Here is a 21,852-nt window from a genome sequence, read left to right as displayed (position 1 = left end):
TATAACGGGAGACCCCTTGCCCGTTTAGTTGGAGGAGTGAAAAAGGAAGTAGGTTGAAACATAAATGTTCGTTCCCCAGCCTAGAGTAAGTCGCTCCATGCATCTACAATGTTTTAACCCAAGTAGGCAGCATCTGTACACCCTTCTACACTGTTTAACCCAATTGACCAATGACCAACATACTTGATGGTAAGACCATAGCTAAAAAAATTCAGACCCAGCTGCAAGAACAGACACATAAGCTGACCTTGAAACATGGACGACCTCCTGGATTAGCAGTGTTGATGGTAGGTGACAACCCTGCTAGCGCTGCCTATGTTCGTAATAAGGAACGTGCCTGTGGTCAGGTGGGGATTGCTTCTTTTGGTCGTCATTTTCCCAGTAACACGTCCCAAGCAGAACTCGAGCAAACCATTAACGCCCTCAATCAAGATCAGCGTGTAGATGGAATTCTGGTCCAGCTGCCCTTACCCGACCACCTAGATGCTGTTTCATTACTGCACCAAATCCATCCGGATAAAGATGTTGATGGATTACACCCTGTTAATCTAGGTCGTCTGCTCAGGGGAGAGCCTGGTTTACGTAGCTGTACACCAGCAGGGATAATGCACCTGTTGCAAGAGTACCAGATTAATTTGTCTGGTCAAAAGACAGTAGTGGTAGGACGTAGTATTTTAGTAGGTAAACCTCTAGCACTGATGCTACTAGAAGCCAACGCTACAGTAACAATTGCTCATTCGCGCACCCAAGATCTGGGGGAGCTGACACGTCGCGCTGATATTTTGGTAGCAGCTGTGGGACGACCTCAACTGATTACCAGGGACATGGTAAAACCAGGTGCTGTGGTAATTGATGTTGGTATCAATCGTGTTAGTGATCAACAACAAAAATCTCGTCTTGTAGGAGATGTCCACTTTGACTCTGTTCAGGAAACCGCCCGATATATTACCCCTGTCCCTGGTGGCGTCGGACCGATGACAGTGGCTATGCTACTAAATAATACGATCCTTAGTTATACAAATAGGTATTCTTGAACAGTTTTGATCTGGTTAAAATTGACAAGAGTCTATTGAACCTTTGTTTATGAATAAAATCATTTCAATTCACAGGAGCCTAGGTCAACAAAAGAACTAAGTGAACTACCCCAGCCTACTTTGTTGTTCGCGAAGCGTGGCCAAAGGCCAGGCCGGGGCTTCCAGCTTCACGGAAGAATGCCTTAACTTGGACGGACGCCCACGTCTTGGTCTTACTTCTTCTCCACTGGCGTTATCCTCCCCCGTCCCAGAGGAGGAGAGCATTCTGATCCCTTCTGCTCTAATATTTTTGGCCGCATTACCGTCTCTGTCATGACAAGTTCCACAACTTGGACAAGTCCAAGTCCTTACGTCTAGTGGCAATTCTTTGATTCGATAATGGCAATTAGAACAGGTTTTAGAACTGGGGAACCATCGATTTATCTCAACTAACACTTTTCTAACCGGGTAATAGTACTGGCAGTAGTTTTGTCAATACTGGACGTGGCGGCTTACCTCCTCGCCCAGGTGAAATCAGCAGCAATACCCTTTGGGAAGATATACGCCGTCCCACTGCCCGTGGACGCTATCGCTCCCGGACTGCACTGGTGAAGCCCCCCGTTCAGCCCCCCACTACTCCTAAGCCAAAACGGATTATAGAAGCTCAAGGCTTGATGATTGATGCTGATGGCAATATCTTTCTGACTGCTTATCCCACTACCGTGACACCGGATGGATTTCGGCAGGTGCCTGGGTCTTGTTATTTGCCCTAGGGAACAGGGAGCAGGGAATTGGGAATCGGGAATCGGGAACACAGATGCAGCGTGGAACGGGCATCTTGCCCGTTACAATTCCCAGGGGCATCAGGGGTGGAACGGGCATCTTGCCTGTTTCATTTCCCAGGGGCATCAGGGGTGGAACGGGCATCTTGCCCATTACAATTCCCAGGGGCATCAGGGGTGGAACGGGCATCTTGCCTGTTTCATTTCCCAGGGGCATCAGGGGTGGAACAGGCATCTTGCCTGTTTCATTTCCCAGGGGCATCAGGGGTGGAACGGGCATCTTGCCTGTTACAATTCCCAGGGGCATCAGGTGTGGAACAGGCATCTTGCCTGTTTCATTTCCCAGGGGCATCAGGGGTGGAACAGGCATCTTGCCTGTTTCATTTCCCAGGGGCATCAGGGGTGGAACAGGCATCTTGCCTGTTTCATTTCCGGGCAGACAAGATGCCCACCACACTCATAGTCATCCCGCCCCTCAGCAATGAGAAAAATTTAGATATACCTCAGCCTTACTATGAAACACCATACTCCATTCAAGAGATAATTTAATAGAAACCCTAGATTTAGCGTCCTCATGCTTCGCGCGACCCTAATTGGCACACAAACCCTAATTTTTTTTCTCCTAAATTTAGTTCTCCCCATTAGCATCCTTCCGGTCTTATCCTATCCCACAACTGTTAAGCCAATTCCTCAAGATTGGTCAGCGTCAGATTTAGTGGAACAAGGCAGAGCATTCTACACCAAAGGTCAGTTTAATCAAGCAGCAACCACTTGGGAACAGGCAGCACAAGCCTATGAATCCCAAGGGGATAGACTACATCAGGCGATGGCATTGAGTTATCTGTCTTTGGCTTACCAGAAACTGCAACAGTGGTTTGATGCGGAAGATGCGATCGCATTTAGCCTCAAGCTGTTAGAGACCGGAGCAGATCTCAGGGATAGCCCAGACTACCAGCAAATCCAAGCCCAAGCTCTCAACACCCTAGGTAGTTTAGAATTAGCCTTAGGACAACCAGACACTGCTCTAGAAGCCTGGCAATTGGCTACTGAGATTTATCAACAATTAAAGGATGACATTGGCATTACAGGTACCCTAATTAATCAAGCTCAAGCGATGGAAGCCTTAGGACTTCACCGTCGCACCTGTAAAACCTTATTACAAGCCTTAAACCTGGACAATAATTGCGATTTGTCCAATCAAGAAAGGTTTGAAACGGTGCTGCAAACCTTTCAACAAACCCCTGATCCCCAGATTAAAATCCTTGGCTTACGTAGCCTTGGGAATAGTCTCCGTCTCCTTGGGTACTTGAAGCACTCTCAGCAAGTGCTTAAGGCAAGTTTGAAAGTAGCTCAACCTCCTCTGGAAAAACGAGAGACCTTACTGAGTTTGGGAGATACAGAACGTTCTTGGTACAACCACTATAAACAATTATACACCAGAAATAACCAGATAGAACAACAAGAAAAAGTTCAAAAAAAAGTTGATGATAAGTTTAAGTATGCTCTAAACTACTATCAAGAATCTCTTCAAGAGTCAAGCAAATTATCAGCATCAACCAGCTTAGATATTGAACCGAAACTACAGCGATTAAGTCTACTCATTGACTTCCACAATTGGTTAGAGACCTTAACGGATGAAGACAAAGATCAAAACAAAACGACAAGGCTCCAAGAATTAAAATCTAAAATTAATGACCAAGTCAAGGAATTACTCAACAGCGAGATTACTAAATTACCAGCTAGTCGAACCGCAATCTATGCTCAAATCAATTTTGTCGAAAGTCTGATCACCTATGATCTAAAATCAAACAAGCATCAAGACAATCTTCAGCGGTCATCCTTTATCCTTCAGCCTTACGAAATTGCCCATACATTAGTCAAAGCTCTCCAAGAGGCTCAACTTTTAGACGATAAACGAGCCGAATCCTATGCCCTTGGTACCCTTGGTAAGCTATATGAACAAACTCAGCAATGGTATCAAGCTCAAGAATTTACCGAAAAAGCCCTGACCATAGCTCAAGGAATTCAAGCCGATGACATTGCCTATCAATGGCAATGGCAGTTAGGACGAATTTATAAAGCTCTGGGAAAAACTGAAGAAGCAATCACCGCTTACCAAGCAACGGTCAAAACCCTAGATTCTCTTCGCCAAGATTTACTGGCTCTGAGTTCAGATGTGCAGTTTTCCTTTCGGGAAAATGTTGAGCAAGTCTATCGAGAATTAGTCGATTTACTCTTGAAAGACGATCAAACCGCTCAACCGATCGCAAAGAAAGCGATCGCAGATAACCGGCTCCCACAAAACAAGCTCAAGCAAGCTACCGCAGCAATTGACTCTCTCCAGCTAGCCCAAATTGAAAATTTTCTGGGGTGTAACCTTTCTGACATTGTGGAATTGAGGGAGCAGCAAATCGATCCGAGTGCAGCATTAGTTTATCCGATTATTCTCGATGACCGCTTAGCGGTGATCGTGAAATTACCAAAATCAGGAAAATTTATTCACTATACCGCTGCTTTACCTAAAGCTAAACTTGAGCAAACCTTAGAAAGTCTCCGTATAGAGCTAGAAAAACCTTTTATTTCTAAAGAAAGTCTAGCCTTATCCCAACAGGTTTATGACTGGTTAATTCGACGGGCGGAAGGGTTGCTTGAAGCCAATCAAGTTAAAACCTTAGTATTTGTTCTTGATGGTGGCTTTCGCAATGTTCCCATGGCTACCCTTCATGATGGTGAACAGTATCTAGTAGAAAAAGGCTATGCGATCGCACTCATTCCTGGTTTGAGTCTACTGGAGCCCAAACCCTTAGCTCAAGTAGAGTTAAATGCCTTAGCCTTTGGACTTTCAGACATGCGCGAGGGTTTTCCTGATCATGAAGGTTTCGCTAACCTACCCAATGTTAAAACAGAATTAGGGGAAATTAAATCCCAAATTCCCAGTCAGCAATTGCTCAATCAAGACTTTACCAGTCAAAAATGGCAAGAGTTAATCAGTTCAGTGGCATTTCCTGTGGTGCATTTAGCTACTCACGGTGAGTTTAGTTCAGATCCAGACGAGACCTTTCTGCTGGCGTGGGATAAGCGAATCAATCTCAAGGATTTAAGCAATGTCATCCAGAACAGAAGTGACAATAGTTTAGAAGCAATTGAATTACTAGTGCTCAGTGCTTGTAAAACTGCCGATGGTGATAGTCGTGCTAGCTTAGGCTTGGCCGGAGTAGCGATTCAGTCAGGAGCCAGGAGTACTATGGCTTCCCTATGGTTCATTGATGATGACTCTACGGCTAAACTGATGGCATCTTTTTACCAAGAATTAGCTGATTCTGGCGCAACGGTTACCAAAGCTGAAGCCTTGCGCCGTGCTCAAGTTAAGCTTTTAAAAAGCCGTGGTTATCAAGCTCCATATTTCTGGGGAGCCTATGTTTTAGTGGGAAATTGGCTGTAATCGGGAATCGGGAATCGGGAATTGGGAATCGGGAATTGGGAATCGGGAATCGGGGGAAGTGTGGGGAGCTAGGGAGATGGGGAGGTGGGGAGGTGGGTCAACCACATAGCCTCTCCCCAAGACCTTGCTGCATCGCTACTCCCTACTCCCTACTCCCTACTCCCTACTCCCTACTCCCTACTCCCTGTGCTGTACAACAATCAACTAGAGGTTTGACTGCGATCGCACGCAAACCCACCGAACCTAGGAAATCCTGCCAATCCCGTTCTAACCTCAAATCATCTGGTTTCTGGTACCGTAGTTCAGCTAAGGCTGTCATCGCATCATGCCAAATACCGTGACTGGCATAAACAGCAATACGCTCCCGTGGTGAAGTAGCAGCCTTGAGCTTACTACTGAGGGTAGAGTCTGGTATGATGCGTTTTACTAATCCTTCCACCTTGGGATTCCCAGAGCGGCGGCGATTAACTACAACAGAGAACTGCCATCGATATACCTGGTCAGTTTCTAGAGGTTTGCTCAAGGGAACACGGACAATACCAGGAGTTCCAGATAACCGAATCGTTTCTTCTAGTAGAGAGTGTTGGTTCTGATCGAGCAGTACAAACTCCACCGTCAGTTCAGGAGTAGACTGTTTAGGAACATAAAACCAAAAAGTAGGAGACTCAGCTAAGGTCAGTGCTAAGAAAGATTTCGAGTCATTACTACAGTTGCCAGTTGCCTCGACAATCTCGCTACTGCCAGGGACTATAGCAATCAGCTGATCCGAACACAGACCACGTGATCCTCCTGATGTCCGTTTCGGTGGTCTGCCGACATCATCAAAGCTTTCCTGTTCTGTAGCATTTGGTGGGAGGAAATATAAACGTCCTCCAGCTGTTGTAATCTGATCAGGTCTACCATCACCGTCAAAGTCTAGATCTGTTTCAGCTGATTGGGTATCGGATTTAGAGAAACTATTTGCGGGGGAGTTACTGTTTAGGGCAACAGAGTGCGAACGCGCTCGTAGAGGGTAAATGGTGAAATTAAGTAGTACCCAGACCAGGGTCAAGATCAAAGAAGGTTTGTACAAGGCTAGCTTTTTGTTATACATACTCAGAGCTTTAACAAACGTTAATTTTTTTAAAGGATTCCATAATCCTTATCAGTCCTTAATGAGGGATTTTCTGCAAACCTTTACATTTCTTATCACACCGATCGGATATAGAGCATTTCCAAATAGATCGGGAAAGGCTAGATCTCAACTGCTGACCTCAACCTGGGTGTCTTGTGCTTTACGCCTTTAGGTTGGTAGCTATGAGAAGAATGAGGTAGTTATAGGACTACCCATTAAGGTGTTTTACATTGATACAAGCTGCAACAGGTGTTTTAGTTAACTTTTGCCTCTTGCCGTCTTGATGCAGTCGCTCATGGGGGGAACCACGCCAGTTGCTCATGGGGGGAACCACGCCAGTTGCTCATGGGGGGAACCACGCCAGTTGCTCATGGGGGGAACCACGCCAGTTGCTCATGGGGGGAACCACGCCAGTTGCTCATGGGGGGAACCCCCAAGACCGCACTGGCTCCCCAAGACCGCACTGGCTCCCCAAGACCGCACTGGCTCCCCAAGACCGCACTGGCTCCCCAAGACCGCACTGGCTCCCCAAGACCGCACTGGCTCCCCAAGACCGCGCTGCATCGCTCTTGCCAATGCCATTGCCCTTAGCGCTATAACCTTCATGACTGATTTATCGGCAGGGGAGTTTGTTCGCGTAGCGTGGCCTACGGCCAGGGGAAAGAATACCCCATCCCTGCGACGGGCTTAAAGTTACCGTAAGAATAGTGGAGCCTTAATAATAAAGTTTTAACCCTTTTTCTCATAGCCGACCAACCATAAAGGCTCCACTATTCTAAGGTTTCGTCTCCGGGGATGAATTTCCCCTCAATTAGGCAAAGTCCCAGTCCTTCCTAAGAACTCCAAGTATTCAGAAAGACTTAATCCAGAACAAGCGGCTAGGCGCTTCAATCCCTGCCAACCAGTCTCAGTAGCCTTGATGCTGTAGCTTTTTTTTGCTTCCTCATGCAATCTGGGTCTTCCTACTTTTATTGTAATTTGTTCAGACATTTACTTGATAGTATAATTTTAGGGGTCTATAATTAGATTAGCACTGAAAAAGGTCGGACAGATGCAACTAGGATATTCTTACAAACTAAAACCCAATCAACAACAAAAAGCCGTAATGAATCGGTGGCTGGATATGTTGAGATGCTCCGTAGGAGCCGCTACGCGAACGCAGTATAATTACCTACTCAGAGACAGAAATGATTCTTACGATCAAGTAAAGGCTCCCAGATTAGGCAATTACTGCGATTTAAAAAGTGGTGGAGAAGCGTGTCCGTTGACCTGTTCAGTGAGTAAAAATCACTCTGTGGGCTACCCTTGGAAGAAAAGCCAAAAAAATCCAAGACGAAGTACCTACGAAGCTCAAAGTTCCAATCTTCCCATACTTAAGAAAGAAAGACCCTGGTACAAATCGATCCATTCAACTGTTTTACAACAAACCCTAAGACAGTTAGATGTTGCATTTGCCAAATTTTTCAAAGGAGAGACTGGTTATCCGAAACCAAAAAGAAGGTCACGATTTAGGAGTTTCAAATATGCTCCTGGTCAGGTAAAGCTTGATGGAAACAAGATATACCTTCCAGGAATTGGATGGATGGGTTTTTATAACTCCCGTCCTATCCCTGATGGTTTTGCCTTGAAGTCCGTCACTGTTCGTAGAAAAGCTCGTGAGTGGTTTGCTAGTCTTCAGATCGAAGATAAATCGGTTCTACCTGCTCCAGTAAAAAATAATACCGAAATCGACCCTGTGAGAGTCAAGGGTTGCGACCTAGGTATCAATAAATTGGTAAGCCTCTCTAATGGGAAAACAATAGCTAATCCAGCTAAGCAAAAATCCTTTAAGCGCAGGGAAAGACGCTTGAAATTAAGGCAAAAAACTGCTAGTCGAAAGAGGAAGGGGTCTAGTAACAGAAGAAAGTCTTACTCTAAAGTTGCTTCACTTCATGAGCGGATAACAAATAATCGTAGTGCCTACCATTGGAATGTTGCTAATCAATTAGTTGACGGAACAGATGCTTTAGTATTTGAAGATCTCAATATTAAAGCAATGAAATCTCGGTGTAAACCTAAACCCAATGAGAACGGTGGTTACGATTCGGCAAAGCCGACGCTTCGCGAACGTAATGGACAGTCAGCAAAAAGAGGTTTAAATAAGTCAATATCCAATGCAGCTTGGGGAGAACTGGTTAAAAAGATAGAAGTCGTGGCTGCGAAGTCAGGCATACCAGTAGTTAAAATAAATCCCAAGCACACGTCTCAAAGATGCCCAAAATGTCATCACGTCAGCAAAAACAACAGAAAGAAAGAAAAATTCGTTTGTACTGAATGTGGATATCATGATGATGCTGATGTGAATGGGGCAGTAAACATAAAACTAAGGGGTCTCAAAAAACTGGGAATTGACCCCACTCAGCTACCTCCGGTGCGGGGGAAAGTCACGCCCTTGGAGATAACAGCAACATAGTTGTTGTGCCGGGGAATCCCCATCCCTCTTAAGGGTGGGGAGGTTCAATGACCAAAATACAGTATTACATATCAATCCCAACTCATTTCTATAGTTGAATTAAAATTCATTCAATCTTTAACAAATAACCTTTTTATCAAAATTTTTTAAAAGAATTGGATGATAAATATAGCCTTTACATTTGAGATGTAAACAGAATCGCGATTAGTAAAGGCAAGAGGCAAGAAGCAAAAGGCAAGATATAATCAAGTATCTAGGGATTTTTGGTAATATAAAAAACTGTCATCCTTGTTTACATTTGATTTAAAAATGCTAGAAACTACGATGGCTCCACTGGTTGCCACTAAGGCCAACGCTGATGGTATAAAAGGTATCCATCCCCCTTGGAGTAACAGACCATAACAGACTCCAGATAAAAGGCTGATACCAACAAAAACAGCAATTCCCAAGTAGGATGGGGAATGTAAACGCCAAACTAATAGGCCTCCCACCACAGACCAACTAGCAATCCAAAGCATTTCCCCCCACTGTGGCAACCACCAGAGCAAGGGTCGTTGCTTCAAAACGGCACTAATAATCTGACTACTCATCTGAGCTTGAACCATAACCCCAGGTATTTTGTCAGACCATGGCCCTTTAGTATAGGGAGTCTGGTGTACATCCTTTAAATCTTTACCAACCCCAATCAAGACAATCTTATTTTTGACTAAATCCGGCAGTTGGGAGTCAAGTTTACCCTTGAGTAAGTCTTGGAGATTAACTTGTTTGGGATTCTTGGCACGATAATTAAGGAGTATCTGATATCCCCTTGCATGTTCTGGCTTTAACTGATATCCACCAGCATTGTGTGCGAATTTCCGAAACACCACATCACCGATTTCTACATCCCCTGCTGAATTTCTCTTCATCGGCGGGATTCCCTCTTCGGCTAGGTAATTCAGAGCCACTTGTAAACTTAGAGAGTAACGAGTATTACAATTATCCGGATAGCCCATCCCTAGAAGTTGGCGACGGATAATATGATCTGGGTCACGAGGGAAATCACTAAAGCCGATCTGTTGTGATGTCATACCCGGTGGTGAAGCGATACCAGGGTGATCATTACTTTTCATTTGGCACACCGCAATGAAACGGGGATTTTGTTTCAATTGAGTCCCTAAGTTAGGTTCAAACTCAAAGTCATGATAAATATCTAAGCCAATCACTCGCGGTTGATAACGGTTGAGTTTTCGCAACAGTTCTGCCAAGGCTGTATCGGATAATGACCCTTTCCTCGACCAACCCATCTTTTCCTGATACTGAATATCTGGTTCATCCACCGCAATTACTAAAACCCGCTCATCCGGCTTTTCAGGTGGTCGCAGACCCATAAGATGGTCGAAAGCACGTAATTCTGATCCTTGTAACAACCCAAGCGATCGCATGGTGATCACTGCGATAGTGACAATCAAACTTACCAGTAAAACCCTTGAGAGTTTGGGATTCTGGGGGATTGGGGGGATTGGAGGAATAGGCTTTGGGATAAAGTCTTCCCAAGTTGGCGGTTTCAGAGCAGGATTTTGAAATATCACTGGTAACCAACTGGCACAGGGATAGTTATCTTCTACCTCCTCCTGCAATCTTTTCCGGGTTTCCCAAACTGAATCCGATAAGGATTTTTGCTTTGTGGCAAATGCGTTGAGAAAATACCTTAAAAACGTCTGAGCTACCTCATCTGGCACCCGTTCCCGCATGACCAGGGTTGTCGAGATTGGTAAACTAACCAATTCTGCTGCTAATCCTAACCCATCACAGGAATTAAAAATAGCCAATTTTAAACCATTTTCAATCGCATTGCTTAGACCATACTTTAACTCCTCAATGGTTAGGCTTTCATCTTCATTGATGAAAAATCGTCCTTGTAAATTATCTTTATGGGTAAAACTATGACCAGCAAAAAACAATATATCCCACCTTTTATCCCATAATTCATGGCTTAATTCTTTTTTTTGGGGACTGATTAAAGGGACAATTTCTGCATCCGGTAATTCCTCCTGGAGTAATGCCAAATCCTTCTCGATATTAATCCCCGTGTCATCTCCTAGAATTGCCAATAGTCTGACTTTATTTCTAGATTGGTCGATTGCTTGGGAGGGTAAGGGAAATTCTGAGGTACTGAAATTAACCTCAATATCACAATCGGACAAGACATCCCAGAGATGCCAAGGCAATTGCCAAAGTTTGATATTATTAGTTTGAATAATAAACCGAATCTGGTCATTGGTCGATAAAGATTTTAACACTTGATCCCGGAAGCGTTGAAACTTTCTATCGGTTGAATTTAGCCAATTATTGATCGCCTCTTCTAAATCATGAGCTGAGTTGATAATTGAATAGTTGGTTATCTGTTCTGAGGGAGCTGTCAGTTTCCGATCCGGTGGATGCAGTTTGATTCTCCCTTGAGCACGATAGCTTAAGAGCCAACTGTTGCACAATTGGTTAATCTCAGGTGCTGGCGGTAACCAACCGTCAATTTCTCTAGCCATTAAATTATTTTCATTGGCATCAATCCCAATTTTTAGGATTACCCGAAAGCCCTTTTTAAAATCACCATCAACTATTTTAAAGGTTACTAGTTTCGTCATTTTTAATCCCCTAGTATTCAATTTATTAATAGTATTTTTCAATTGGGTGGCAGAGAAAGTCCTTGGTTATAGGGAGTCGGGAGTCGGAACCCACCCCTAACCCCTCCCAGGAGGGGAACGGGAGTCGGGAGTCGGGAGTCGGGGTAATAAACTTGAAGGTACCTGATAAGTATCAGAAACGCTATCTGAAAACCTTCCACCTCACAACCTTTAACTTTCAACCTCACAACTTTCAACCTCACAACTTTCAACCCTAAAGTTTCAATCCAAGATAGATTACAAGACAAACTCTTTGGAGAAGCTGGCATCTGCCAGTACCAGTTTTACCATAAATCTATCCCCCTTTTCACCATTAAACTCTAATTGAATCCAATTATCAGCACTTCTCGACTGAGCCGACAAGAAAATTTCTCCCTGGGGATCAAGTACTAGCAAGTCGAGATTAGGTTTTAGATATTTACTCTTAGTAGGATACACCCGTAAGTGAACATTAATTTCCCCATCTGCTTCAGGTATGAAAGTAACCATAAATGCTACTTTGGTCTCATTGAGTTGCATTTCTAAATCAATTATCTTAACTCGCCTAATCCCAGCTTGGGGATGATTTGGGTCAAGTTTTCCCAAACTGACAGCGGCTTGGCGACGTAAGTCATGATCGTCAGTAGTATTGATCATGTCAGCAAGCAATGCGATCGCCTCTAAGTTACTATGACCAATTTCACCCAATAATTCTATAGCGGGTAAGTTAGTATCTTTACTGCTATTGGTTTTTAATAGTTTAATAATTGCGGTCACAGCTTCAGGGATATTTTCCGAAAAAGGGGAAGATGCTGAAGAATTATCGTTAAAACGATCCTTCAAACGAGTCGGTTGAGACCGGTAAGCTAAGCTTAAATTAGGCTCACCATTACGTGCTCGAATTTCCTCAACAGTTTGCCAACCAGCCTCCAGGAAATTATCCAGCCATGAGAGTAAGGTTATAGATGGCTTACGAGAGTAAACTAGGGAACGTTGTTTATATAATTCCTTGCGCCATCTAGAATTTGATACCAGTGCCTGCCACTTAGCAAAAGGAATATCTAGCCTCGGAGAATAAGGAGTTTCCTGGCTCAATTGCTTGATTAACGTTGTTGCTTCATCACAGGATAATCTTGCCATTGGCTTTACCACCAGTTTGGGACTAGGAGCAAGTTCCTCCGTTACCCACATCACATTCAAATCTTCAATTAAATCTACTGCATCCACAGCGTAGGTTTCATCGATGATGTCATAGTTACCATGATCACGTAACTGTTGATAAGTTGTGTATCCCGACACCTGTAACCAGCATTCTTCTAAATTCAGTTGCATCGCCACATAATAATGACTAGCCCACTCAGGAATATCAACCCACTCTCGCGGTACTCGCAACGCTGTAAACTTGATTTCTTCACTAGGAATTAATACCAGTCGCATCTGGTTTAGCTCAACAGCTGTACCATTCACTACTTCCCAGAAACTTGGTAAATCCCCCAACTCTGGCCATACTAAGGCTTTGTTTAGTGGTTTCTTTAGTGCTTTGTCTAGTCCTGTTTCTAGTAAATTTGGTTCTGTTAAATTTGCTTCTGTTAAATTTGCTTCTGTGTCCAGATAGCTTAAAAACGTATTCAGACAGAGACAATTCAGATACGCTCGCCAACGAGCAGCTTGATTAGAATAACCTTGAGCTTGGGTTTGGTGCCATGCTTGTTCTCGTTCTTCTGGGGAGAATTCTATCAACAATTGGTCTGGGTGTAGGAAAGCTACATCCTCTAAACTTAATTTCATTGACTCATCTCCTTTTTGTTTGGTTAATCGTTAATTGGTATTTGGGATATTGGGATATTTGGTGTTTTCACGTTTCAGGTTTCAGGTTTTACTTTGGCTACATTGGTTTTGCCCTATTTCCTGATCGAGATTGCCCTAGTAGTGCCTGATTTTGCTGGATCCACCGCTCAATAAATTTAGTTATCGCTGGTTTAGCTGATCTAAATTCAATCAGTTCTATAGACATTTTTTTTTCAATTAATACCTCAAACCTTGGTTGAATTAATTCAAGTAAACTCTGGTTTATTTTTTTTAGTTTATTTTTTTCTATATTACTAAAATTAATAGTCATTAATTTAGCAATCTCTTCATCATAAATTGTATAAATTACTTTAGAAAATAAGTCTTGGCTATCAGCACTTAAGTAAGCTTTTAGATAGTTATTAATATAGTTAGTTTTAGTGGTTGCATTAAGGCGCTGCTTGATGTCTTTAGAGGTTAGACTGGTACTCATAGCATCCTGAAAATAAAAGGTGACGACTGCCTTCAAAATTCGTTTAAAATAACGTTGAAACTGGCGAGCAATTTGATATTGCTTTTTAAACCCGAAAAGCTCGATAAAATCTTGTTGATTGATGCCTAGACCAAGCCAAAGTCTTAGGGATGTTTGAGCTAGCTGATCTAAAGCCGTAAATTCTCTTAAGATAATAGTCCTAACTTGAGCCAACTCATCCTTTTCTTCCTCTTGGATTACCACCTCCAAAGGATTAGATGCTATATCAGTAATTTCCCCATACTCATCTAAGGATACTGAATTCCTGTGTTGAGACATCCGCACCGCTTGGATGCAAATGGCTAGCATTTCTTCAATGTGCTGAGTGCTGATTGCTGTTCCCGTAGCGTGGGCGTAGCCCATATGCTGATTGCTGTTCCCGTAGCGTGGGCGTAGCCCATATGCTGAGTGTTGATTGCTGTTCGCGTAGCGTGGGCGTAGCCCATATGCTGATTGCTGATTGCTAATTGCTGATTGCTGATTGCTGTTCCCGTAGGGTGGGCGTGGCCCATATGCTGAGTAACGTACTACTTGTCTTAACCAATCTGAATCACTTATTTTAGGGTTATTCCTCTTAAAATCAGCAATTTTTAACTCAGAACTAACCATTTGAGTTAACCGATTTAACTGCTGGTTGTAACGAATAGCAATTTGGTGAAGCTGTTGCTGGCTTAGGAATTTAATTGGGGAATGATGGCGAGACTTTCCCTTGCTGCTGGGAGGATAAATTTCGTTAAAGTAGTCTTTAAACGATTGCCAAGCCAGACGATAATAGTTGAAATCTTGATTAGTGATTCCATAGTTATTAAGTGCTTGCTCAAGTTCGGTTTTATCCAAATATCGCAACAAGCCATAATCAGAAAATTTGATAGATTTTAACCTGAGTTCCTTGGCGACTTGATTTCTAATAATTCGCTTGAGGGCATTGAAAGCATAGGCATTGATAGAAGACTTAGCATAAAAATTAAATCCTCTGAGGAGTTTAGCTGGCTGGCTGGCTGCTTCACTAGCAATGATGAAACATTCCTCTACAGGATAATGTAAGGCAAGATTATGAGATTTACTCAACTGATGGGCGATCGCTTGAGATGCAGACCAACAAACAAACTGTAGGTAATTGAATAAGAGCTGATCAGATAAGGTTAACAATAACAGATAAGCTCTGATCACCACTATCGCAGGATTAGTCATGGATAAAATCCGGTAAATACCAGATGCTTGTCTCAACTGATATAAGAAGCAAGCAGCCCAATCGGCTTCGCTCCTGTCTGGCTCAGACTCGACTAGATGTGCCATGAAACCCTCTAATCTAGAATTAGATTGAAAAACCGGCTCGATCCCCCTATCACCTTGGGGGTCTTTGAAATAAATGGATGTCGAAAACGGTTTGATACCTGAGTTGTTAGTAGGCATTGATTCTTTACCCTAGCTTCTAGTAGCGCTTTACCTTAACTCCTAACTTAAATCGATTCATCGCTCAAACAACTAATTAGAAGGAAACCTCATTATTTACTTAGTGCTCAAGCTTAGGGGTTATGCAGCTTGTCTATAAAATAACTACAGAACATTTGATAATCGAAAATTATGCTCAAGGGTAACTTAACCCATTATCCCTACCCATCAAGACGACGGGTAGTCATGGGTAATCGATTTGCCGTAGCCACTAGCCAATCCCTAGCCACCCTAGCTGGTATGGAAATGTTTTGGGCTGGAGGCAATGCTGTAGATGCTGCTATAGCCACAGCGATCGCATTGACAGTGGTTGAACCTACCTCTAATGGTATCGGTTCTGATGCCTTCGCCTTAGTATGGGATGGTAGACTCCATGGCATCAACGCCTCTGGCAAAAGCCCTCAACACCTGACCCTTGAGCATTTTGCTGGCATGAGTCAAATTCCTGCTATCGGCTGGTTATCGGTAACGGTGCCAGGAGCGGTATCAGGATGGCGTAGTTTATGGCAACGGTGGGGAAAACTACCCTTTGAGCAATTGTTTGCCCCAGCCATTCGATACGCGGAAGCTGGATTTCCGGTCTCCCCAGTCACAGCAAGAGCTTGGAAACGGGCGGAAGCTCTGTATCTTCCCCTGACTGGACGAGAATTTGAACCATTTAAACAGGTATTTTTCCCTAACCAGCGCGCACCAGTAGCTGGGGAGGTATGGGGGAGTAAGGATCATGCTGAGACCTTGAAAGCGATCGCAAACAGTGGTGGTGAAAGCTTTTATCAAGGGGAAATTGCTGATGCGATCACAAACTTTGCGGCTAATACTGGTGGCGTGCTGACCAAAGCTGACCTAGCTAGCCACCAAGCTGAGTGGGTAAACCCGATTTCAACTAACTATCGTGAGCTGACCGTATGGGAGATTCCCCCCAACACCCAAGGGATGGCGGCCTTAATGGCATTAAATATAATCGAAGGTTTTGACTTAAGCCACTATCCCCGTGAATCAGCCCAAAGCTATCATCTACAAATCGAAGCCATGAAGCTAGCGTTTGCTGATGTTCACCGCCATATCACTGACCACCGGTTTATGGAAGTCCCAATCGAAACGCTATTAGACCATGGGTATGCCAGGGAACGCCGCAAGTTAATTGGGGAAAACGCGATCGCGTTAGCAAAACCCGGTTTACCCAAAGGTGGCACAGTTTATCTAGCAGCAGCAGATGGGGAATTAATGGTATCCTTTATCCAATCGAACTTTGAAGGCTTTGGGAGTGGGATTGTTATTCCTGGCACTGGGATTGCCTTGCAAAACCGAGCCTTAGGGTTTACCCTAGAATCCGGTCATCCTAATCAAGTTGCACCAGGTAAGCGGTCCTATCATACCATTATTCCCGGTTTTCTGACTCAAAATGGTCAACCTCTAGGGCCCTTTGGAGTGATGGGAGGCTCCATGCAGCCTCAGGGACATGTACAGGTAGTGGTTAATCTGGTAGATTACGGGATGAATCCTCAAGCTGCTCTAGATGCTCCCAGATGGCGATTTGTGGATGGGTCACAAGTCCTATTGGAACAGAGTGTACCCCATCATATTGCTCTGGAGCTAGCTGAGATGGGTCATGACATTCAGGTTATGGCAGATAGCATAAATTTTGGTAAAGGTCAAGTTATCTGGCGTCAGTCAGGGGTTTTGGTAGCGGCATCTGAACCCCGTGGTGATGGATTAGCGTTGGTAGGGTGAAGGGGTGATAAAAATCCAACTAATGTTTAGGGAAGGATTAATAGCGCTGTTGGCTATATCAGGACTTACCCATTGCCCCCTAAATCCCCCAAACTTGGGGGACTTTAAGAGTAGTTCCCCCCAGCGAGGGATTGCTCGCTGGGAGGTTAGGGGGGCAAAACCAAATAAACTTCGTAAGTCCTATATATCTAGCACTACGGTTATCTTAACTATGGCTACAGGGATAGTCTATCCGGTAACCCTAGGACGCTCACATTATCAACAACCATTGCTAGCCCAGTCGTGGCAAGAGGCTCAGCTGACTCAACTAATTTCAGGTCATCGGTCAGATGTTAATTCTCTTACCATTAGTCCAGATAGCCAAACCCTAATTAGCAGCAGTAAAGACAAAACCATCAAGTTTTGGAATCTCAGGGATGGTAGGCTACAGAAGACGATCAAAGACTTTACCAGAACGCCCAGTGCTCTAGTAATCAGTGCTGATGGTAAACGTCTCGCTGCCGCAACAGAAAGACAAATTAATATCTGGAACCTAGAAACTGGAGCACCACCTCGTACCTTGAAAGGACATACGGGTATAGTCAGATCAATAGCAATTAGTCCCGATGGCAAAATCCTAGTAAGTGGCTCTCCTGACAAAACCGTTATGGTGTGGGATGTCCTCACTGGCCAAAGTTTAGGCACCATTACCGAGCATTCCGACTGGGTTACTGCTGTTGCGATTAGTCCAGATGGAAAACATTTGGTTAGTGCCAGTGGGGGGTCAGATCGTTCTATCAAGATTTGGGATTTATCCACCCTAGAATTGCGGAAAACCATCTCAAAACAACCTGGTCAGATTTCTGATATTGCCATTAGTGAAGATAGCAACATCCTAGTTGCTAGTGTTGATAAAATCGTCAAGTTGTGGGATATCAACAGTGGCGAAGAATTAGCTATCCTCGAAAGTCACTCCGCACCAATTCTCTCCATTGCGATTAGTTCCGATAGCAAAACTATCGCTAGTGCTGGCAGTGATAAAACTATCAAGTTGTGGGATGTAGACAGTAGACAATTGCTGCGCACTCTCTCTGGAAATGATGGCTGGGTTTGGTCAGTTGCGATTAGTCCAGATGGAAACACTCTAGTTAGTGGTGGGGAGGATGGTACGATTAGAATTTGGTCGTTAGTCCTTAATCCCATTAGTCTTGAACAGGAAATCAAGAATCGGGAATCGGGAATCGGGAATCGGGAATCGGGGGAAGTCTTACTTGTAGGGTGGGCAAAAACAGTTTGGTTCCAATGAGTATTAATAAAATGATTGCTTTTCCCACCTTACTTGAATTGGTATTTGTCTTACTTGTAGGGTGGGCAAAAAACAGTTTGGTTCAAATGAGTATTAATTAAATGATGGCTTTCCCCACCCTACGTTAATTGGTATTTGTCTTACTTGTAGGGTGGGCAAAAACAGTTTGGTTCCAATGAGTATTAATTAAATGATGGCTTTGCCCACCCTACGTTAATTGGTATTTGTCTTACTTGTAGGGTGGGCAAAAACAGTTTGGTTCCAATGAGTATTAATTAAATGATGGCTTTGCCCACCCTACGTTAATTGGTATTTTTTTTCACTTGAGTCGAACAGACCAAGGTTTGATCACCTACGGAATCAGTCGATTGCGACAGTGCAATAGTTCTTATTTCTCCAAGTTCCATTCTCTAACAAGATACTGTGTTCGCTTAGCGGCTCTACCGAGCATCGCATTTTTACCATATCAGTCATCAGTATCAAGCCTTGAACAACCACTAACTCAATCTATTCCTAGAGTGCAATAGTTTTTCTGTACTCCAGTTCCATTCATACCTAGCACTTTCTTTCCACCTCCCCACACTTACCCTATTTACCACTATTACCTTATTTACTTCACTGATAGTATTTTACATTGCTAAAGTGCAATAGTTTTTTTTAAAGCTTGCATTTTAACTAAAATTATGCTAAATTAAACAGTATAGTAAACGCAATGGTTAAACTGCCATGATGATTTCCACTGCACAAGCCGCCGATTTACTAGGTGTTTCCGCCACTCGCGTCCGTTACCTTCTGGGTAAAGGCAGAGTCAAAGGAGCCTATAAAGTGGGTAGAACTTGGGTGATTCCTCTGTTTGATGGCATGCCAGTGGTCACGCCCGGCACTCGCGGTCCAAAGCGGAACTGGTCAAAGCGTACAAATTACACTCCTGCAGTGATTCACGTTAACCAGAAAGTGATTCGCCAAAATCTCAAGACCGGAGAGCGCAACCCTGTGATTACCGTAAAACGAGGGTCTAAAAACACTTATGGTCATACCGTGGAAGTCAATGGACCATGTAGAGTAATGTATCGTCCTGATAATCCCTTACATTGTGGAGCAAGGGTGTGGATAGAGACTATCTCTGATTATAAAGTGATCTGAAACGTCTAAGCTATCAGTGATCCAAACTTTCGGACATAATATAAATTAAAAATTATCGATATCCTGGTTATCAATCAGCAAGCAATTTATGCCTGCCCGTATCTAGCCGTGCATGGACAATTTAGTTAATTATTTGTTACTAGCAATAAACGGAATTTAAAAAACTAGTGAGTCAGTAATAGTTGAGATCATTAGCTGACCAATTCCTTTATAGTTTGATCAAGGATATAGCTTTTTGCGATTCCCCTAGTCCACTGGTTTTTAATCCCTCCTTCTCTGACAAAGGTTTAAAATTGGCTCGATTTTTGGCGTTGCTGAATAAAGGAATGAATGCGCGATCATCCGGTTTTGCTAAAGCCCCCGTGGGTCCCCCAACTTTGCGGTGCGACCCAAGGGCGATTTACTCGCCACGAGGCGCGCACCGGAAGGGACTTTCATAGTTTTGTTCCCCCCAGAATTGGGGGGTTAGGGGGGCGTGCGCCATACCAGAATCAGCAACGCCCGATTTTTGATAAGCTAGAGCCATTGGGAAAAATTTGTGAACAATCGACCACCTTCTCAGGAAAAGACACCTTTATTAGACGCTCTGCGGGCATCAGCCCAGAAGCCCCATGCAGCCTTTTATGCACCAGGACACAAACAAGGGAAGGGAATACCTGAGCCATTAGCGGATTTGCTAGGAAAATCAGTATTTCGGGCTGATTTGCCAGAATTACCGGAGTTAGATAATCTTTTTGCTCCAGAAGGGGTAATCCAAGAAGCTCAAGACCTAGCAGCAGCAGCCTTTGGTGCTAGCAAAACTTGGTTCCTAGTCAACGGTTCTACTTGTGGGGTGATGGCTGCTATAGTAGCCACCTGCTATACCGGGGAGAAAATCCTGTTACCGCGCAATATCCACCAATCCGCGATCGCAGGATTAGTCTTGTGTGGTGCTATCCCGATCTTTATTAACCCCGAGTACGACCCATCCACTGACTTGGTTTATAGCATCACCCCAACTGCAGTTAAACAAGCCCTGAATCAGCATCCGGACACCAAAGCAGTAATGATGGTCTATCCAACCTATCAGGGGATCTGTGGTGACATAAAAGCGATCGCAAAAATAGTTCACCAACATAATATTCCCCTACTGGTGGATGAAGCCCATGGACCTCACTTTGCCTTCCATCCCGATTTACCCCTAGATGCCCTATCAGCCGGAGCCGATTTAAGCGTACAATCAACTCATAAAGTACTCGGTGCCATGACTCAGGCATCGATGTTGCACATTCAGGGCAATCGCATTGATGCTCAGCGGTTGAGTAAAGCATTACAGCTAGTTCAATCCACCAGTCCCAGTTACTTACTACTCGCTTCCCTAGATGCCGCACGACAACAAATGGCACTCCATGGAGAACGACTAATGAGTCATACCTTGCAGCTAGCCCAGGATGCCAGAAGTAAAATCAGCCAAATTCCAGGTTTAGAACTAATTAAACCCCGAAGATTCCAAGCCCTAGACCCAACTCGCTTAACCGTAAGAGTGACCGAATTAGGATTAAGTGGGTTTGAAGCCGATGAAATTCTTGATCAACAGTTTGGTGTCACAGCGGAGTTACCCACACTTCACCACTTAACCTTTATCATTAGCCTAGGCAATACCCAAACCGATATTCAGCAACTTGTACAAGCTTTCATCAAAGTTGCCCAAAATAATCGCAATTCCTCCACTGAGCAACCTGCCTTCTGTAACCTGCACCCTGCAACCTGTAACCTGCAACCCTTACTCTCCCCCCGTGAAGCCTTCTTTGCTCCCACCGAAACCCTACCGGTAACCGAAACCATCAACCGGATCAGTGCCGAATTAATCTGTCCCTATCCACCAGGAATACCAGCCCTAATGCCAGGAGAACAAATCAAATCAACTACTATTGAATACCTCCAAAAAATTCTAACCTTAGGTGGTCAAATTACCGGTTGTAGCGACCCCAGCCTCCAAACCCTAAAGATTATTTAGTATAGTAGTTCTCAATTAGATCAGGTACCTCGTGCTGGCTTAATGGGAGTCGGGAGTCGGGAGCGGTGCGACCCGTGGCGAATTTAATTACGGGTCAAGCGCACCGAGGGAGTCGGGAGCGGTGCGACCCGTGGCGAATTTAATTCGACGACTGTAAGCGCAAGCCCAACGGAGTCGGGAGTAGCGCTGCACAGAGGTAAGCTCTTGCCCATTTAAATTGGGTATTATTCAGTTATAAAAAAACCGTCAAACCCTCTCCCCTGCTCCCATTCCCCCCTTACGAGCGGGGGGTTAGGGGGGATTCGAGCTCCCCTGCTGTCATAACGATAAAATTTAAATGAATACCAGCTTATTGGGGGTTTACCCCCTTAATAAAGAGGGAATAAAATTGAATGTACCTCATAAGTATGATCAAGGTTATAATCTTTGTAAATATTTATGGTTATTTCGGACAAAGGGATGCTAATTTGTAATAAAATT

At 44.0% G+C, this 21,852-nt stretch carries 18 protein-coding genes and 1 pseudogene; 11 read left to right on the top strand and 8 right to left on the bottom strand.

Features of this window, described 5'->3' with window-relative positions; translation table 11 throughout:
- The first annotated feature begins 170 nt into the window (after window positions 1-170).
- Entirely contained in the window at window positions 171-1,034 is an 864-nt protein-coding gene (gene folD / locus F6J99_RS02505; protein WP_293111575.1) for a bifunctional methylenetetrahydrofolate dehydrogenase/methenyltetrahydrofolate cyclohydrolase FolD, read from the top strand.
- A gap of 105 nt (window positions 1,035-1,139) precedes the next feature.
- Here the strand turns inward: folD and F6J99_RS02500 are convergent.
- Window positions 1,140-1,472, bottom strand: a pseudogene (locus tag F6J99_RS02500) (zinc ribbon domain-containing protein); the annotation flags it as partial.
- Between the two features lie 149 nt (window positions 1,473-1,621).
- On the opposite strand from F6J99_RS02500, the gene F6J99_RS02495 reads away from it, so the two are divergent.
- Genes F6J99_RS02495 through F6J99_RS02485 form a run of 3 tightly spaced genes read left to right on the top strand, consistent with a single transcriptional unit; the run spans window position 1,622 to window position 5,237 of the window.
- A complete protein-coding gene (locus F6J99_RS02495) occupies window positions 1,622-1,786 on the top strand; it encodes a hypothetical protein (protein ID WP_293111574.1) in 165 nt (54 codons plus the stop codon).
- 18 nt (window positions 1,787-1,804) lie between these two features.
- Window positions 1,805-2,344, top strand: coding sequence for a hypothetical protein (locus tag F6J99_RS02490; RefSeq protein ID WP_293111573.1), 540 nt, complete (start codon window positions 1,805-1,807; stop codon window positions 2,342-2,344).
- A gap of 25 nt (window positions 2,345-2,369) precedes the next feature.
- Window positions 2,370-5,237, top strand: a complete 2,868-nt coding sequence (locus tag F6J99_RS02485) for a CHAT domain-containing protein (protein WP_293111572.1) — start codon at window positions 2,370-2,372, stop codon at window positions 5,235-5,237.
- Here the strand turns inward: F6J99_RS02485 and F6J99_RS02480 are convergent.
- Entirely contained in the window at window positions 5,217-5,342 is a 126-nt protein-coding gene (locus tag F6J99_RS02480) for a hypothetical protein (RefSeq protein ID WP_293111571.1), read from the bottom strand. The two genes, F6J99_RS02485 and F6J99_RS02480, sit on opposite strands and share 21 nt — an antisense overlap.
- Here F6J99_RS02480 and F6J99_RS02475 point away from each other — a divergent pair.
- Window positions 5,322-5,453 (top strand): hypothetical protein, encoded by a 132-nt coding sequence (locus F6J99_RS02475; RefSeq protein WP_267876485.1) that lies wholly within the window; start codon window positions 5,322-5,324, stop codon window positions 5,451-5,453. The two genes, F6J99_RS02480 and F6J99_RS02475, sit on opposite strands and share 21 nt — an antisense overlap.
- Here F6J99_RS02475 and F6J99_RS02470 read toward each other — a convergent pair.
- A complete protein-coding gene (locus F6J99_RS02470; protein ID WP_293111570.1) occupies window positions 5,401-6,330 on the bottom strand; it encodes a DUF928 domain-containing protein in 930 nt (309 codons plus the stop codon). The genes F6J99_RS02475 and F6J99_RS02470 overlap by 53 nt on opposite strands.
- Window positions 6,331-6,646: 316 nt before the next feature.
- On the opposite strand from F6J99_RS02470, the gene F6J99_RS02465 reads away from it, so the two are divergent.
- A complete protein-coding gene (locus tag F6J99_RS02465) occupies window positions 6,647-7,042 on the top strand; it encodes a hypothetical protein (RefSeq protein ID WP_293111569.1) in 396 nt (131 codons plus the stop codon).
- Window positions 7,043-7,158: 116 nt separating this feature from the next.
- Here the strand turns inward: F6J99_RS02465 and F6J99_RS02460 are convergent, their stop codons facing one another.
- Window positions 7,159-7,341: a hypothetical protein gene (locus tag F6J99_RS02460; RefSeq protein WP_293111568.1), complete on the bottom strand. Its 183-nt coding sequence runs from the start codon at window positions 7,339-7,341 to the stop codon at window positions 7,159-7,161.
- A gap of 61 nt (window positions 7,342-7,402) precedes the next feature.
- On the opposite strand from F6J99_RS02460, the gene F6J99_RS02455 reads away from it, so the two are divergent.
- On the top strand, window positions 7,403-8,803 hold the full coding sequence (locus tag F6J99_RS02455; protein ID WP_293111567.1) for a transposase: 1,401 nt from the start codon (window positions 7,403-7,405) through the stop codon (window positions 8,801-8,803).
- 245 nt (window positions 8,804-9,048) lie between these two features.
- Here the strand turns inward: F6J99_RS02455 and F6J99_RS02450 are convergent, their stop codons facing one another.
- The 4 genes from F6J99_RS02450 to F6J99_RS02435 form a co-directional block, all read right to left on the bottom strand.
- Entirely contained in the window at window positions 9,049-11,427 is a 2,379-nt protein-coding gene (locus F6J99_RS02450) for a CHASE2 domain-containing protein (protein WP_293111566.1), read from the bottom strand.
- A gap of 38 nt (window positions 11,428-11,465) precedes the next feature.
- Window positions 11,466-11,654: a hypothetical protein gene (locus tag F6J99_RS02445; RefSeq protein ID WP_293111565.1), complete on the bottom strand. Its 189-nt coding sequence runs from the start codon at window positions 11,652-11,654 to the stop codon at window positions 11,466-11,468.
- A 49-nt stretch (window positions 11,655-11,703) separates the two neighbouring features.
- Window positions 11,704-13,233 (bottom strand): DUF1822 family protein, encoded by a 1,530-nt coding sequence (locus tag F6J99_RS02440; RefSeq protein ID WP_293111564.1) that lies wholly within the window; start codon window positions 13,231-13,233, stop codon window positions 11,704-11,706.
- A 97-nt stretch (window positions 13,234-13,330) separates the two neighbouring features.
- Window positions 13,331-15,178: a hypothetical protein gene (locus F6J99_RS02435; RefSeq protein ID WP_293111563.1), complete on the bottom strand. Its 1,848-nt coding sequence runs from the start codon at window positions 15,176-15,178 to the stop codon at window positions 13,331-13,333.
- 171 nt (window positions 15,179-15,349) lie between these two features.
- Here F6J99_RS02435 and F6J99_RS02430 point away from each other — a divergent pair, with 171 nt between their 5' ends.
- From F6J99_RS02430 to F6J99_RS02415, 4 genes are all read left to right on the top strand, one after another.
- Window positions 15,350-16,948: a gamma-glutamyltransferase family protein gene (locus tag F6J99_RS02430; protein WP_293111562.1), complete on the top strand. Its 1,599-nt coding sequence runs from the start codon at window positions 15,350-15,352 to the stop codon at window positions 16,946-16,948.
- 94 nt (window positions 16,949-17,042) lie between these two features.
- Window positions 17,043-18,233 (top strand): WD40 repeat domain-containing protein, encoded by a 1,191-nt coding sequence (locus tag F6J99_RS02425; RefSeq protein WP_293111561.1) that lies wholly within the window; start codon window positions 17,043-17,045, stop codon window positions 18,231-18,233.
- Window positions 18,234-18,959: 726 nt separating this feature from the next.
- Window positions 18,960-19,376, top strand: a complete 417-nt coding sequence (locus tag F6J99_RS02420; protein ID WP_070391398.1) for a helix-turn-helix domain-containing protein — start codon at window positions 18,960-18,962, stop codon at window positions 19,374-19,376.
- Window positions 19,377-19,914: 538 nt separating this feature from the next.
- Complete coding sequence (locus F6J99_RS02415; RefSeq protein WP_293111560.1) at window positions 19,915-21,372, top strand: aminotransferase class I/II-fold pyridoxal phosphate-dependent enzyme; 1,458 nt, start codon at window positions 19,915-19,917, stop codon at window positions 21,370-21,372.
- Window positions 21,373-21,852: the final 480 nt, after the last annotated feature.

This window comes from Moorena sp. SIO4G3, assembly GCF_010692305.1.
Classification (GTDB): Bacteria; Cyanobacteriota; Cyanobacteriia; order Cyanobacteriales; family Coleofasciculaceae; genus Moorena; species Moorena producens_A.
The sequence above is the reverse complement of the archived record's forward strand: the minus strand, read 5'-3'. Positions and strand labels throughout refer to the sequence as shown.